Below are 14530 nucleotides of genomic sequence, written 5' to 3'. Positions count from 1 at the left end.
CATATCGATGAAAGATTCTGAGCAGACCCTCAAAAAAGCACCTAAGTTTAAGGTGAGAATTACTCTATTTTGGCGTCTGTTTCTGAGTCTACTATTGACGATTTTAATTACCTCTGTATTGTCTATCGTAGTAGAGCGCTGGTTGGTTGAAAAAGATCTGATTTCTCGTATGGATATACAAATCGATAGCCTATTGATAAAGCGTGAAGAGATGGTCGCGTCGTTACGGGCTGGTGATGTAGAGTCTGTAAGGCAGATGTATCGTCAAGACCGCCAGTTGATGAATCAAATCAGAGTTTATGATGAGCGAGGCGCTATCATATTCCCGCGTTATCGTGACAAAGACGATCGTGCGCAAAGACCGTTGCAAACTGGTCGGCAAATAATGGATCATGCGATACAACCGATGCGACCAGTGTCGCCTAGATCGCCTAGCGTTGATGATCATTCTTATGGCACGGAAAGTCTCAACGCTGACAATAGACTACATGAACATGATAATGAGAGACCAAGAAATGAGCCGCCTTTTTGGCGAGAATTCCTAAAGCCAAAAACAGCAAGTAGTGCAGCAGAAGTTGATATCAATACTCGTCCTGAACTGGCCGATATGTCTGTTGAGTTACCTGATGGTCAGTCAATCATCATACAGTTGCGTCCGCAATTGCGTTTTTCAGACGTGGTAGAGCTACATCAAGGTAATTTTCCGATACGTTTGCTACTAATCGTTATCTTTAGCGTATTGGTTTGTATATGGCTCAGTCGTACGCTGACTAAGCGAATTGGCCGTGTACAAAATACAGTACATCGTATGATTGATGGTAATTACCAAGCCAACCCAGAACTGTCTAAGATGGGGGGGGATGAGCTAGGACTACTGGCAAAGGACGTTGCCCATCTATCGACGAGGCTGGTTGATAGCGAGCTGGCACGCAAGCAAATGCTTAGTGATATCTCACATGAGCTGCGTTCGCCACTTGCTCGTTTGGATGTAGCGACTGAACTGACTCGGGATTTTGCGCCCAATGCCAATCGTTATTTAGACCGTATTGACAAAGAGTCTACAAGGATGAATGAGCTAATTGAGCAGATTATCCATATTCAGTCTCTACAAATGCAGCGATATACCGTTGATAATTTGGAGAGTGAGGCAGTCGATATATCGGATATTATTAGTAATATCGGAGAGGATGTCTGCTTCGAGTTTCAACATAAAGACGTACATTGGCAATGGAAACCGCCTGTAGCCTCAGTGCTAGATGGTTCGGAAGGATTTTGGACAGTTCAAGGAAATGCAGAGCAATTATATAGCGCACTTGAAAACGTCATTCGCAATGCCTTTATGCACACGGCAGCGGGTTCAACAGTGATTGCTGAAATAAAGGCAATACAGATGGACAATAAGGTACCAGCCGTTCAGATTAATATAACAGACGAAGGTGGCGGTGTTGCAGACAAAGATCTAGAACGTATTTTTCAACCCTTCGTGCGGCTGGATATTGCTCGGCACCGTGATACTGGCGGCTATGGTCTTGGATTGGCTATTGTCCATGCGGTAGTTATGGCGCATAAAGGATATATCATTGCTCATAACCGTCAAGACGATACTCAAGGGTTAGTAGTCCAGATAGTTCTACCTAGCAGATAAAAAGATAAGTAATGGAGAAGTAATTTATATAATTATAGATGCGCGTTTCATTGCAAAACAAAGCTCAGCCAAATGTTAAGTATCAATTTTGAGTATTTACTTTAAGTCACTTAATATTTGACCGAGAAGATAAGTATCCTATAAAAACTGTCTAAAATTAAACATCACGTTTTGGTGCATCAGGCTGAACCATAGGGTCGGCATCTGCAAATACTGGTAGCGTACGACAATGAGTGTTAATAGCGACAATATTGGGGTACGCGCTCAAATCTACTTTGAAGCGGCGAGCAGAAGAGACTTGCGGGATTAAATAGCAATCTGCGAGAGTCGGGCTGTCTCCATAACAGAACAGTCCGCGATTTTTATCCGCTGCCAATCGTGTCTCTAAAGCGGCAAATCCTTCACTGATCCATCGATTGCACCATGCAATCACATATTCTTCATCTACCGATAACTCATTGCGTAGGTACTGTAAAATGCGGCGGTTATTAATGGGGTGGATGTCGCACCCAATCATGGCACTTAGCGCTCGTACCTGCATACGCCCAGCAGCATCCTCAGGCAATAATGGATGCTCAGGGTAGACCTCTTCTAACCACTCCAAGATAGCTGGACTTTGATATAATAATAAATCATCAGCTTGTAGGACAGGCACCAATCCTTGCGGATTAATCGCTTTGAAAGCAGATTCTAACTGTTCATCCTGTGCCAAATTGACCGTGATATCATCGTAATCTAAGCCTTTTAGGTTCATAGCGATACGAGTACGGTAAGAGGTACTGCTACGAAAGTAGCCATAAAGTGTCATCATGATTCATGTCCTTATGTTGATGTGTTTTTATAAAGATAAATATTACTGAAGTAGGGTCTGTGTCTCATTGATATTTGATCGAGCAAGCCGCTATCGAAAAACTATTAACAAGTAAACCATCATTAAAAAATAACCAAGTACATCAGAATCGAGCAAATCATGCCAGCAGATAAAACCCTTGTAGACAGTTCTATTACCAATAAAAACCAAAGTGGCGTCCAGTCGCTTGAGATTGGGCTGTCGATACTCGATGTGCTAATCGATCGCAATGAGCCCATGATGTTAAAAGATATCGCTGAAGCCATGCAAATGCATCCAGCAAAATCCCATCGTTACTTGGTCAGTCTCATCCGCAAGAACTATGCGCGTAAGCTCGATGATGGCCGCTATGGGCTTGGCGATAGAGTCAATGCATTGGCATCACTAGGACATACTGAACTCAACCAAAACAATCTATTGGCACGTCTCACTCAGGTGGCTAATGAAATCAAAGACACCTTAAACTGCGGTGTGCAAATAGCCAAATGGTTTAGCGAAGGCCCAATTATTATTCAGTCCGTTGAGCCAAACAGTCCGATTAGTATCATCACTCGCATTGGCTCGCGTATGCCTCTAACGACATCAGCTACAGGACAATTATTTGCCAGTTATCAACCTGATGCCGTCATTCAGCCATTGGTCACAGCTGAATGGCAGACGAGTAATACCGCCGCAGATATGAACAAGAAGTGGCAGGATTTTGCTCAATTACAAGCAAAAATTCGTACTCAGGGTTATGCAGTAGTGACTGGCGATATGCTCATGGGTATTAATGCCATTACGATACCTGTGATATTGCCACAGCTTGCCAGTAGCGCTGTTAACCCACCAACGAGTAGTGATAAAACTACTAGCGAAAATTTATCGTTAGAATACGCTATCACTATCATTGGAACGACAGAGCAATTGCCAATAAGCGAGCAACATAACGTGGTTGAGAACATACTGGCGATAGCGCAGCGTTATCAAATTGCTTAGCCAGTATTTGGTGCTATAAGCTAGTGCGTGGCTTCAATTCACGCCATAGTCATCTGATAGGTACCCTTTAGACCATACAGGTGCTACTAGCCGCTTTTGCTTCTTCGTATACGTTATCAGCATCTAGACCATTTGCATTCACTTCATCAAGGTAATGCTGAGAGCCTTCCATTAATGGGCCTTTCCAATCTGGATCATTAAGTGGATCAGGAATATCAATCATAATATCGCCTTTCTCTTTGGCAGCCGCCATTGCTTTGGCATTGCTGACGTCAAATACTTTAGAGATATGTGCTGCCAGCTCTGCGCCAGAATTGTCATCGATTACTTTTTTAAGGTCATCAGGCAAACTATTATATTTCTCTTTGTTCATGCTAATCACAAAGGTGGAGTTATAAAAAGGGATGTTGGTGTGCGTATTAATTAGCTCATCAAGGCGAAAGGCTTGAATGGGCTGCCAAGTAAAGCTAAGCCCGTCAATGACACCGCGCTGTAGAGAGGTATAAGTATCACTGGCAGGCATGCCGACAGGTGCAGCACCAGTCGCTTCGATAATGTGGCTTGCAACCGCAGAAGGCTGACGAATACGCAGACCCTTCATATCAGCTGGCGTGCGAATCGGTTTATCAACCGTATGAAGCGCGCCTTGTCCAGTCCCTATTAAAGCGAGCAAGTGAGTGTCTGCATACTCGTCTTTAATGACATCCTCATCATATAGTTTATGAAGTATACAGCTCTGCTGCTGTGCGGTATGTGTGATACCTGGCAGCTCTACAATTTGAGTCAAAGGGAATCGCCCTGCTGTATATCCTTGTGCTTGCATACCAATATCCACGCTACCTTTCGCAGTAGCGTCATAGGTAGCGCCTGGTTTGCTAAGTGTCGCAGAAGGGTAAATCTCAACCTTTAAGCGGCCTTTTGAGTCTGCTTCAATTTTCTTTGCCCATGGCTCTAATGCTTCGGTGTTTATATTGTCAGTGGCGGTCATAAAATGAGAGAACCGTAACGTTGTCACTTCACCTGCATCTATAGACGTGCCTGCTGCTTGGTCGTTATTGGAGCAGCCAGTTATCGCAATCGAGGCGGCTAAGAGTATTCCTAAAGGGGTTCTTATTTTCATCATAGAGTCCTTTCATGATGGGGAGATATTGTTTACTACTTATTGATACCTAATGCATAGGTCGAGTCGTCAATCAGTACACTTAGGTACAAAGCGTTGGTTGATTTATCAGATAAAAAGACAGTAAACGGAGTGAAAAATTAGTTATTCACCGACAGGAGCAACTTCGCGTGCTTCGGCCAACTCATCACTATGCAAAAACTGAGTATGTGCTGGGGCGCGTTTGGTACGAGACCATTCGTCTAGCATATCTTGCTTGATGGTATCCGTAATCATCGAGACTTTATCTTCTGAGGTGGGATCGTCATAGGTTAACTCTAGACGATGACCATTGGGATCAAAGAAGTAAATAGAGTGGAATATACCGTGATTGGTCACGCCAATGACATCGATGCCTGCATTTTCTAAATGCTCTTTGGCAACGATTAGCTCGTCACGATCTTTAACCTTTAGTGCTAAATGCTGCACCCAGCTTGGGGTATTTGGATCAAAGCCCATCTCAGGTTGGTTGGGTACTTCAAAAAATGCTAAGACATTACCGTTGCCAGCGTCCAAAAAAACGTGCATATAGGGATCAAAGGCTTTAGTCGAAGGCACATGGTCTTCTGCGAAGGCCAAAATAAAATCCATGTTTAGATTTTTTTTGTACCATTCGACGGTTTCTTTGGCATCTTTGCAGCGATAAGCCACATGATGGATTCTCTCAATTTGAAAGCTCATATCAATATCCTTTTGATAAGGCGTGTCACTCATTTGGCTTTATTCACATAACGATGAGCAGGTGAACGTGTTTGTCTTCCTACCAGCCTGCATGAGAATTTTCACGCCTATTTTGCTATTTCTCTGTATGTGTTATTTCTGAAATACTATTTATCAAAATCAAAGCTAAGCGCTGGTAGTACTTTGCCGCGCACTTCACCAAAGCCAACACGTATGCCATCTTTTTCGCTATAGCCTTTCATAATGACGGTGTCACCATCTTCGATAAAGCTGCGAGTCTCGCCGCCTTCTAGCGTGACTGGTTTGGTAGCATTCCAAGCGATCTCCAGCATCGAGCCATAAGAGTCAGGTGTTGGCCCTGAAATCGTGCCTGAGCCCATCATGTCACCAACGTCTACTTTGCAGCCAGTGATTGTGTGGTGGGTAAGCTGCTGTGCCATTGACCAGTACATATATTTAAAATTGGTCTCGCAAATGACCGTCGCTGTTTCTGCATTTTTGGGTAGTAGTTCGACTGATAGGTTGATATCAAAGCTGTTGTCGCTCGCTTTTTCATTTAGATAAGCCAGTGGCTTTGGCTCTTGCGTTGGACAAGCCGTGCTAAATGGTGCTAATGCATCCATGGTGACAATCCAAGGGGAAACCTCAGAAGCAAATGTTTTGGCATTAAATGGACCTAAAGGTACATATTCCCACTTTTGAATATCTCGGGCTGACCAGTCATTAAGTAGCACCATGCCAAAGATATGATCAGCGGCCTCATCTACGGCAATTGGCTGACCGATATGATTGCCTTTACCAACGATAAAAGCTGTTTCTAGTTCAAAATCTAAACGCTTACAGGCAGAAAAAATAGGACGCTCATCAGGGCTAGGCTTTAGCTGACCTGATGGACGTACGATATCAGTCCCACTGACGACGACGGTGCTGGCACGTCCGTTATAGCCAACTGGCATTTCGGTCCAGTTAGGTAGCAGAGCATTATTTGGGTCACGGAACATGGTACCAACGTTGGTTGCATGCTCTTTTGAGGAGTAAAAATCGGTAAAGCCCGGTACCTGAACTGGCAAATGCATGGTGACGTCAGCTTGTTTAATCAATGCCTTTTTTTGCAAGTCTGCATTGTCACGTAAGGTGTCATTGTCGTTAGACAATAATGTCTGAATAGTCTTGCGTGCCTTGGTCCAATTGTCTCGACCAGAGTCAATAAAAGCGTTTAGAGTAGGCTGGTTGAAGTAAGGACCTCCATCCAAACTTAATAACCCTTCTGTCTCTAATACAGATAAATCAAGTACATGCTCACCGATGGCAACGCCTGCACGACACTGGTTATCACCAGCAGCATCTTTGGTCTCGCTAAAGATGCCATAAGGAAGATTATGAATAGAAAAGTCAGAGTCAGTGGCGATATCGATAAAAGAGGTGAGGGTGCTGTCAATCGTTGACATGATTTGCTCCTTGCTAATATAAATTGTTAATTACGTTATAGTTAATTACTTACGTATAATGTAATTTATTGATATATGGATTGCAAGTTTTTTGTGCAATGTCTTCTGCAAAAAGCTTCTTTAAAAATTTATTGCTAGCGTTGTGATTGAATGGTTATAACTAAATGGTGTTGACGAAATGCTAGGCACAAAAAAAGGCCGAGCAATCGCTCAGCCTTTCTTGTCCGCGTTCATTTTTTATAAAATTACATCTTGAGCAAGATATTAAGCAGATTAGCTTAATTAGTCTTTTAAGACGTCTGCCATCGCATTTGCCACATAATCGATGTTGCTGGTGTTTAGTCCAGCCACACACATGCGTGAGTTAGAAACCATATAGATACCAAACTCAGTCTGTAGACGTTCGACTTGCTCAGGCGTCAAGCCAGTAAAGCTAAACATACCGTTTTGACGAGTGATGTAGTCAAAGTTACGGTAAGGAATTTTAGCTTCTAATACTGACTTTAGCTTTAGACGCATGGCTTTGATGCGGTCACGCATGGCGTAAACTTCACTGACCCATTGCTCATGTAGTTGGTCGTCGTTCATGACGATATCAACCACGCGACCACCGTGCGACGGTGGGCTTGAGTAGATACGGCGTACCATTGCATTGAGTTGACCGAATACGCGTTCGGTTTCGTCTACAGTTGGACAGACAACTGATAGGCCACCGACACGCTCGCCGTATAACGACAAGTTTTTAGAGAATGAGTTGCTGACAAACAATGGCAAGCCCATCTCAACCGCTTTACGAATAGCGTAAGCATCGCTATCCATGTCTTCGCCAAACCCTTGATAAGCGATGTCCATGAATGGAATCAGCTCACGAGCCTTAACGACATCGAGTACGGTGTCCCATTGTGCTTGGGTTAAATCCATACCAGTTGGGTTATGGCAGCATGGGTGTAGCAAGATGACGTCGTTTTTGTTCAATGTCTCAAAAAACGCAATCATTTCATCAAATTTGATGCTGCTGTTAGCTTTGTCGTAGTACGGGTATTTACCCACTTCTACATCAGAGCCTTCAAAGATAGCAATATGGTTACCCCACGTAGGATCGCTCACATAGCACTTAGCTTTTGGAAACCATGTATGGATAAATTCAGCACCAACTTTCAACGCACCAGAACCACCGATTGTGGCGATAGTGGCTACTAAGCCATCTTTTAAAACTTGTGCGTCTTTGCCGAATAATAATTCCTGACAGCCTTTACGGTGACCTGGTAGACCTGCCATTGGCAAGTACGGACGCGGTGCGATTGGATCCGCAATACGCTCTTCGGCTGTTTTTACACAGTCAAGTACAGGCAATACGCCATTCTCATCGTAATAAATACCAATGCCTAAATTGACCTTATTAGGATTGTTATCTGCTGAGTATTTTTCCATAAGACCTAAGATTGGATCACCAGCGTAATAATCGATACGTTCAAACATGCCATTTCCTTATAAAAATATAAATCGAGCAGCAGAAAATCATAGAGCAAATTGCGGCCGAACTCAATACGATAGTGAGTTATATGACGCAATTAATAAAATAAATATCCAAATAGATTGTTTATCTGTCTATTAAACACATTTTAAATGCTATCGGTCATTCGGTAGACGATGATTCAGAGTGATGCAGGTCGTTATAATGGGTAGCAAAATAATTTTGCAAAAACTGCTTAAAAGCAATCGTCGCCGGAGAAAGCGCCCTTGAAGCACGCTGATAGATAAAAAATTGACGCATTTTGACCGGTTGAGTGAGCGGGCGCATCAACAGGCCATTGGCACTAACCCAATCAATAACTTCAGGCATATAGGGCAGACACAGCGTGATACCAAAACCTTGTCGCGTCATCTCAAGCGCGGTGGACATAAAGTTCACCTTGTAGCGGGCCTGATGGACGTGATCGGATATAGCGTCATCAAGCTCTGCGGTTACTTGATCAAGGAATGGACCTTGTAAGGTAATTAGCGGCGTCTCTAATAAATCTTGCCAAGTAATTTCGTCTCTTTGTGTCAGTGCATGATTGTCTGGCATAACCACACAAAATGGTAGCTGATACAACAAGTCAGCACCGATATCATCTTCTGCCTCGAAGATACCAAGCTCGGTACCAACGCCCAAATCAACTTCGATATCTTGGACATGCTTGAGCAAATTCTCTGCTGAGCAGTCCAATAGTGAGACGCCGATATTTGGATATTCTTTAGAAAATTGGGCGATGACAGCAGGCAGGGAAGACGCCGCGAACTGTGACACAGCCAAGCGCACCTGACCTTGCGCCAAACTGGTCAAGCTACTTGCTTCATTTTCAAACAGCTGCATCTCATTTAAGATGCGGCGCGCTTGTGGTAGCAGGTGCCGTCCCACTGCGGATAATGACAATTGGCGAGTGGTGCGATCAAACAACACGATACCTAGGCCAGTCTCTAATTCCTTAATCAATCCACTGACAGCAGATTGGGTCAAATACATCTGTTCGCTGGCACGAGTAAAGCTGCCGTTGTCAGCGACTTTGATAAATGCGGTCAATTGGCGAATGCTGATATTCATAAGTAAACCTGATAAATAAATCATAAAAAACAATTAGTCTTATAAATAAAGCTAATCTAATATAAATACAACGTCAACAATAAAGATTGATTACCAATCGTTTTATCGACTTTTACTACTCATCGACTTTCTATTACCAATTGAAATTAAGGATAATTACAATGGCAGATTTATTTGACAACCCAATGGGACTAAATGGATTTGATTTTGTCGAGTTCGCCTCTCCACAACCTGATGCGGTCGACGCATTGTTTAAGCAGCTTGGTTTTGCTCATGTCGCCAATCATCGCTCAAAAGACGTTGCTCTATATCGCCAAGGTGATATCAACCTTATTCTAAACCGTGAGCCAAAAAGCCAAGCCAGTTACTTCGTTGAAGAGCATGGTGCTGGTGCTTGTAGCATGGGCTTTCGGGTAAAAGTTGCCAAAAAAGCGTACGAGCGTGCCGTGGAAATGGGTGCGCAGCCAGTAGATGTACCAACTGGTGTAATGGAGCTTAGATTGCCCGCTATCAAAGGTATCGGTGGCTCATTGATCTATTTGATTGACCGTTATAAAGATGGCGAATCTATCTATGATGTCGATTTCGAGTTCTTTGCAGATATCGACAGAAACCCTGTCGGCTATGGTTTCAAAGTGATCGACCATTTAACCCACAACGTCTATCGTGGACGCATGGCGTACTGGGCAAAATTCTATGAGCGTATCTTTAATTTCCGCGAGATTCGTTACTTTGATATCAAAGGTGAGTACACAGGATTGACCAGTAAAGCCATGACCGCACCTGATGGCAAAATCCGCATTCCGTTAAATGAAGAAGCCAAGCAGGGTGGTGGTCAAATCGAAGAGTATCTAATGCACTTCAATGGTGAAGGTATTCAGCATATTGCTCTAGCCAGTGATGATTTGTTTGCCAGTATCGATAAGCTAAAAGCGGCTGGCATTCCGCTAATGACTGCACCAAATGCTGCCTATTATGAAATGCTCAGCGAGCGTTTGCCAAATCATGGTGAAAATGTCGCCGACTTGCAAACGCGCGGTATTTTGTTAGATGGTACAACAGAAGGCGGTGCACCGCGCCTGCTACTACAGATTTTCTCTGAAACTATTTTGGGTAGCCCAGTGTTCTTTGAGTTCATTCAGCGTAAAGGCGATTATGCGGATGGCTTTGGTGAAGGCAACTTTAAGGCATTATTTGAGTCGATAGAACGTGACCAAGTACGTCGCGGTACAGTCGGGCAGTCAGAGACTGAAACCCTATAATATTGTCTAACGCTTAGACCACGTTTCATCAATGGACAAGACAAAAGGAGTTTGTGTTGTCCTTAATAAGTGCATTACCTACAAGCACGAATACAAGGTAATGCCCTCATTGCGATAAAAGGAATACAGGCATGGAACGCCTATCACAGATAGATTCTCTCAATACCGCCATCGGTGCCAATAGCGTTACTACTAATAAACAAAGCGATGATGCGTCCAGTCATTCTAACGCGACAAATAAAAAGCAGCCCTACATCTCGCACCAGCCAGATAGTCATGGTCATATTCACTATAGTAAGGATGAGCATGCGATGTGGCAAGCGCTGCTTGCACGTCAAGCGGCACAAACGTCTAATCGTGCGTGTACCGCATATCTAGATGGTTTGACCAAGTTAAACCTACCGACGACGCATATCCCGCAACTGCATGATATCGATGAGATATTACAAGCGACCACAGGTTGGCAGACCGCAGCTGTACCTGCACTCATCAGTTTTGGTAAATTTTTTAAATTATTAGCCAATAAGTCCTTTCCTGTAGCGACCTTCATTCGTCGATTCGATGACATGGACTACATCGAAGAGCCTGATATCTTTCATGAAATCGTTGGGCATTGTCCACTATTGACTCATCCAGCGTTTGCAGTTTTTAATGAGACGTATGGCAAGCTTGGTCTTAGCGCAACCAAAGAGGAGCGCTGGTTTTTAGCAAGGCTTTATTGGTTTACCATTGAGTTTGGATTGGTCGGCAGTCGCGTGGAAAATCGTAGAATCTATGGCGGCGGTATATTGAGTTCACCTTCTGAAACGGTCTACGCGCTTAAAGAGCATTCTGATCAGCAAGGTGAAAGCCCACATCAAGTAGAGCGCCAACCAGAACACCGAGCGTTTGATTTGCTCGATGTATTGCGTACGCCTTATCGTATCGATCAGATACAACCAATTTACTATGTTATAGATGAACTAGATACCTTATTTGATATCGTCAATAGTGACATCATGGGGACGGTCAAACAGGCTATGTCGCTTGGGCTGTTTGAGCCAACCTATCCAGAAAAAACTCGTTAAAGACGTCAATGCAAAATCAAACATGAAAACCAGCATTTCAGTACGGAGTATTAAAATAGCGGTACAGATATTTCAACACGGATGTACGAGTATTAAAAAAACAGCTATCAAAAACAAACAACTTAAAAGGAACTTATTATGACAGCACTATCACAAAACAGCTGCGAAGCTTGCCGAATTGGCGCACCGAAAGTTGATGAAGCCGAAGCACAGGAACTACTACCGCAAATTCCTGATTGGTCATTGATTGAGGTGGATGGGATTCAGCAGTTACAGCGTCAGTATAAATTTAAAAACTTCGTCGCAGCGATGGCATTTGCCAATCAACTGGCAGATGTCGCTGAAGCAGAAGGGCACCATCCGGGTATATTAGTAGAGTGGGGCAAGGCTACGGTCACTTGGTGGTCGCATAGTATCAAAGGTTTGCATCGCAATGATTTTATCATGGCAGCTAAGACCGATGACTTACTGGGTAAGTAGTCGGTTTTTGGTTAGCAAACCAATTTATTCATACTTTCACCACCAAAATTAAACCCAATCTAGTGCCAGTGTCTGCTGGCATTTTAAGGATGTGTCATGCCACCAACCCCTCTCACCATCATCAGCGCCAAGCTTGCCTTTATCATATCTACCATCGTCATCGGTATCATGGGCATCACCATGATCGGCTTTGGCTGGGTGCCGCATTTGTCTCTTATTCTTGCTATCTGTGTGCTACTGGCGATTGGTATGGTTAAAGGACTTAGCTTTGATGACATGCAATCGCAAATGGCCTCGGGTGTCATGCGCGGTATTGGTGCTATCTATTTGTTCTTCTTTATTGGTCTTATGGTGGCAGCTCTCATGATGTCAGGTGCGATTCCCACGCTTATGTATGTGGGCTTTCAGCTGATCTCACCTGAGTACTACTATATCTCTGCCTTTGTACTGACCTCTATTATTGGTATTGCTCTAGGCAGTAGTCTGACCACTGCAGCGACTTTGGGTGTAGCCTTTATTGGGATGAGTAACGCCTTTGATGCCAATGTGGCAATAGCAGCAGGGGCAGTGGTATCAGGTGCATTCTTCGGTGATAAGATGTCTCCCTTGTCTGATACTTGTACGATTGCTTCCTCTGTAGTCGGTATTGATCTGTTTGAGCATATCCGTAATATGATGTATACGACAGTACCTGCATGGATACTGACGGTGATATTATTTTGGATGTTCTCAGGACAGACGTCAGGCTCTGATCTTGGTCAAGTAACCATACTACAAGGTCAGCTGATAGACAGTGGGTTGGTACATGGGTATTCGGTATTACCCTTTGTTGTATTGGTAGGATTAGCACTGTTTCGGGTTAATGCAATTTATACGATTATCTGTACCATAGCAGCGGCACTCATCATCACTTATGTACATAGCTCACCAAGCTTTGGACAATTGGGCGGCTATCTGTTTGCAGGCTATGCGCCCGCTGAATCGTTAGAGCTGGGTGAGGTAGGTGGTATGCTGTCACGCGGCGGTGTACAGAGTATGTTCTTTACCCAGGCGATTGTGATACTAGCATTAAGTTTAGGTGGGTTACTAACGGCATTAGGGATTTTACCAGCACTACTATCTGGTATTAAAGACACATTGACGACATCAGGACGAGCGATATTCGCTGCAGCGATGTCGGCACTAAGCATTAACGTGCTAATCGGTGAGCAGTATTTGAGTATCTTGTTGTCAGGTACGGCATTTCGGTCGACGTTTGAGCGCTTACATCTACATCCAAAGAATCTGTCGCGGACGATTGAGGATGCAGGAACGGTGATTAATCCATTAGTGCCTTGGAGTGTGTGCGGGGTGTTTATCAGTCAGGCATTAGGGGTGCCTGTATTAGATTATCTGCCTTATGCATTCTTCTGTTATTTGTCATTACTACTGACACTGCTATTCGGCTTTACGGGACTGACGATTAGTAAGAGTGATGGAGAAGTGGATAGTATGAAGACTGCTGAGTTGTAATAAACAGCAAGCGATAAAAAAAGGTGGGACTAATATTAGCTCCACCTTTTTTTGTTGCGAAATACGTATTTACTGTTCTTCCGTTTGCGCATCCTGACTTTTGACGACTTTATGTTGATCCTCTGTGCTATCGACTTTCCAGTAGCTAGACACATATAAATGCGTCTTTGGTATTGCGCGCTCAACTTTGAAGTACTGACGCAGTGCACGCATACTATGAAATTCGCACGCCGCCCAAACGGCAGGTTGCCCTTCAAGCCAGCTCAATGATTTGACGCAATTCAGTAAAGGACTATCGTCTGCATTTGGGTGAGCATTAATCACCCAATGTACCTTGACGTTCTCTGGTTTTTTGAGCGTTTGACGATCTGCCTCAGTCGTCACTTCAAGTACTGCATAACCGCGAGCATCCATAGGCAACTGAGCTAAGTTGACGGTGATTGCAGGTAGCGCGGTCATATCGCCGACTAACAAAAACCAATCTGCTTCATTGTTGATGAGTTTCTTTGGTCCTGGGCCACCTATCAGAATCTGATCACCGACTTGCGCATTTCGTGCCCATACCGATGCAGGTCCTTCTGTCTCATGTAAAGCAAAATCAACATCAATCTCAGTATCACGTTGGGCAATGATGGTATAAGTACGCATCAATGGCTTGATATCGTCACCTTGAGGAAATATCAGTTTGATATAAGCGCTTTCTTGATCAGTCGGAAAATCAACCATACCAGCACCACCAAATGTGATACGGCACATATTTGGCGTAATGTATTTAGTGTCGATAACCTCTAGTACTCTTGGAGTAGGTTTTGCCATATTGTGCTTTCCTTCGAACAGCGGATTGGCCTGCTAATACTATAACCA

13 protein-coding genes are annotated in these 14530 nt (G+C 43.8%); 6 read left to right on the top strand and 7 right to left on the bottom strand.

Annotated features, from left to right (window positions below; translation table 11 throughout):
- Positions 1-7: 7 nt before the first annotated feature.
- Positions 8-1645 carry a sensor histidine kinase gene (locus ACT3QN_RS06425; protein WP_444522105.1) on the top strand — a complete coding sequence of 546 codons (1638 nt, stop codon included), beginning with the start codon at positions 8-10 and terminating at the stop codon, positions 1643-1645.
- Between the two features lie 157 nt (positions 1646-1802).
- On the opposite strand, the gene maiA is transcribed toward ACT3QN_RS06425, so the two are convergent.
- The gene (gene maiA, locus ACT3QN_RS06420) at positions 1803-2453 is read right to left on the bottom strand and encodes a maleylacetoacetate isomerase (protein WP_444522139.1); all 651 of its coding nucleotides are present in this window, start codon (positions 2451-2453) and stop codon (positions 1803-1805) included.
- A 162-nt stretch (positions 2454-2615) separates the two neighbouring features.
- Here maiA and ACT3QN_RS06415 point away from each other — a divergent pair, with 162 nt between their 5' ends.
- On the top strand, positions 2616-3473 hold the full coding sequence (locus ACT3QN_RS06415; protein WP_444522106.1) for an IclR family transcriptional regulator: 858 nt from the start codon (positions 2616-2618) through the stop codon (positions 3471-3473).
- A 67-nt stretch (positions 3474-3540) separates the two neighbouring features.
- Here ACT3QN_RS06415 and ACT3QN_RS06410 read toward each other — a convergent pair whose 3' ends face one another.
- The 5 genes from ACT3QN_RS06410 to ACT3QN_RS06390 all read right to left on the bottom strand — a co-directional run bounded on the left by ACT3QN_RS06410 (position 3541) and on the right by ACT3QN_RS06390 (position 9345).
- A complete protein-coding gene (locus ACT3QN_RS06410) occupies positions 3541-4593 on the bottom strand; it encodes a TRAP transporter substrate-binding protein (RefSeq protein WP_444522140.1) in 1053 nt (350 codons plus the stop codon).
- A 144-nt stretch (positions 4594-4737) separates the two neighbouring features.
- Positions 4738-5313, bottom strand: a complete 576-nt coding sequence (locus ACT3QN_RS06405) for a VOC family protein (RefSeq protein ID WP_444522107.1) — start codon at positions 5311-5313, stop codon at positions 4738-4740.
- 146 nt (positions 5314-5459) lie between these two features.
- A complete protein-coding gene (gene fahA, locus ACT3QN_RS06400; RefSeq protein ID WP_444522108.1) occupies positions 5460-6761 on the bottom strand; it encodes a fumarylacetoacetase in 1302 nt (433 codons plus the stop codon).
- 282 nt (positions 6762-7043) lie between these two features.
- On the bottom strand, positions 7044-8240 hold the full coding sequence (locus ACT3QN_RS06395) for an amino acid aminotransferase (RefSeq protein ID WP_444522109.1): 1197 nt from the start codon (positions 8238-8240) through the stop codon (positions 7044-7046).
- 157 nt (positions 8241-8397) lie between these two features.
- Positions 8398-9345 (bottom strand): LysR substrate-binding domain-containing protein, encoded by a 948-nt coding sequence (locus tag ACT3QN_RS06390; protein ID WP_444522110.1) that lies wholly within the window; start codon positions 9343-9345, stop codon positions 8398-8400.
- A gap of 161 nt (positions 9346-9506) precedes the next feature.
- Here ACT3QN_RS06390 and hppD point away from each other — a divergent pair, with 161 nt between their 5' ends.
- The 4 genes from hppD to ACT3QN_RS06370 all read left to right on the top strand — a co-directional run bounded on the left by hppD (position 9507) and on the right by ACT3QN_RS06370 (position 13666).
- Complete coding sequence (hppD, locus tag ACT3QN_RS06385) at positions 9507-10607, top strand: 4-hydroxyphenylpyruvate dioxygenase (RefSeq protein ID WP_444522111.1); 1101 nt, start codon at positions 9507-9509, stop codon at positions 10605-10607.
- Positions 10608-10738: 131 nt separating this feature from the next.
- Complete coding sequence (gene phhA, locus ACT3QN_RS06380) at positions 10739-11674, top strand: phenylalanine 4-monooxygenase (protein ID WP_444522112.1); 936 nt, start codon at positions 10739-10741, stop codon at positions 11672-11674.
- A gap of 138 nt (positions 11675-11812) precedes the next feature.
- The gene (locus ACT3QN_RS06375) at positions 11813-12154 is read left to right on the top strand and encodes a 4a-hydroxytetrahydrobiopterin dehydratase (protein WP_444522113.1); all 342 of its coding nucleotides are present in this window, start codon (positions 11813-11815) and stop codon (positions 12152-12154) included.
- A 96-nt stretch (positions 12155-12250) separates the two neighbouring features.
- A complete protein-coding gene (locus ACT3QN_RS06370) occupies positions 12251-13666 on the top strand; it encodes a Na+/H+ antiporter NhaC family protein (RefSeq protein WP_444522114.1) in 1416 nt (471 codons plus the stop codon).
- Positions 13667-13735: 69 nt separating this feature from the next.
- Here the strand turns inward: ACT3QN_RS06370 and ACT3QN_RS06365 are convergent, their stop codons facing one another.
- Complete coding sequence (locus ACT3QN_RS06365) at positions 13736-14482, bottom strand: siderophore-interacting protein (RefSeq protein ID WP_444519791.1); 747 nt, start codon at positions 14480-14482, stop codon at positions 13736-13738.
- Positions 14483-14530 lie beyond the last annotated feature (48 nt).

The organism is Psychrobacter sp. AOP7-C1-14, from assembly GCF_052376135.1.
Classification (GTDB): domain Bacteria; phylum Pseudomonadota; class Gammaproteobacteria; order Pseudomonadales; family Moraxellaceae; genus Psychrobacter.
The sequence above is the reverse complement of the archived record's forward strand: the minus strand, read 5'-3'. Positions and strand labels throughout refer to the sequence as shown.

Bases quoted from the DNA above. Each gene is read 5' to 3' on its own strand.
- ACT3QN_RS06375 (WP_444522113.1), top strand. From the start codon at position 11,813: ATGACAGCACTATCACAAAACAGCTGCGAAGCTTGCCGAATTGGCGCA.
- ACT3QN_RS06365 (WP_444519791.1), bottom strand. From the start codon at position 14,482: ATGGCAAAACCTACTCCAAGAGTACTAGAGGTTATCGACACTAAATAC.
- ACT3QN_RS06390 (WP_444522110.1), bottom strand. From the start codon at position 9,345: ATGAATATCAGCATTCGCCAATTGACCGCATTTATCAAAGTCGCTGAC.
- ACT3QN_RS06425 (WP_444522105.1), top strand. From the start codon at position 8: ATGAAAGATTCTGAGCAGACCCTCAAAAAAGCACCTAAGTTTAAGGTG.
- ACT3QN_RS06405 (WP_444522107.1), bottom strand. From the start codon at position 5,313: ATGAGCTTTCAAATTGAGAGAATCCATCATGTGGCTTATCGCTGCAAA.
- ACT3QN_RS06410 (WP_444522140.1), bottom strand. From the start codon at position 4,593: ATGAAAATAAGAACCCCTTTAGGAATACTCTTAGCCGCCTCGATTGCG.
- hppD (WP_444522111.1), top strand. From the start codon at position 9,507: ATGGCAGATTTATTTGACAACCCAATGGGACTAAATGGATTTGATTTT.
- fahA (WP_444522108.1), bottom strand. From the start codon at position 6,761: ATGTCAACGATTGACAGCACCCTCACCTCTTTTATCGATATCGCCACT.
- ACT3QN_RS06415 (WP_444522106.1), top strand. From the start codon at position 2,616: ATGCCAGCAGATAAAACCCTTGTAGACAGTTCTATTACCAATAAAAAC.
- ACT3QN_RS06370 (WP_444522114.1), top strand. From the start codon at position 12,251: ATGCCACCAACCCCTCTCACCATCATCAGCGCCAAGCTTGCCTTTATC.
- maiA (WP_444522139.1), bottom strand. From the start codon at position 2,453: ATGACACTTTATGGCTACTTTCGTAGCAGTACCTCTTACCGTACTCGT.
- phhA (WP_444522112.1), top strand. From the start codon at position 10,739: ATGGAACGCCTATCACAGATAGATTCTCTCAATACCGCCATCGGTGCC.
- ACT3QN_RS06395 (WP_444522109.1), bottom strand. From the start codon at position 8,240: ATGTTTGAACGTATCGATTATTACGCTGGTGATCCAATCTTAGGTCTT.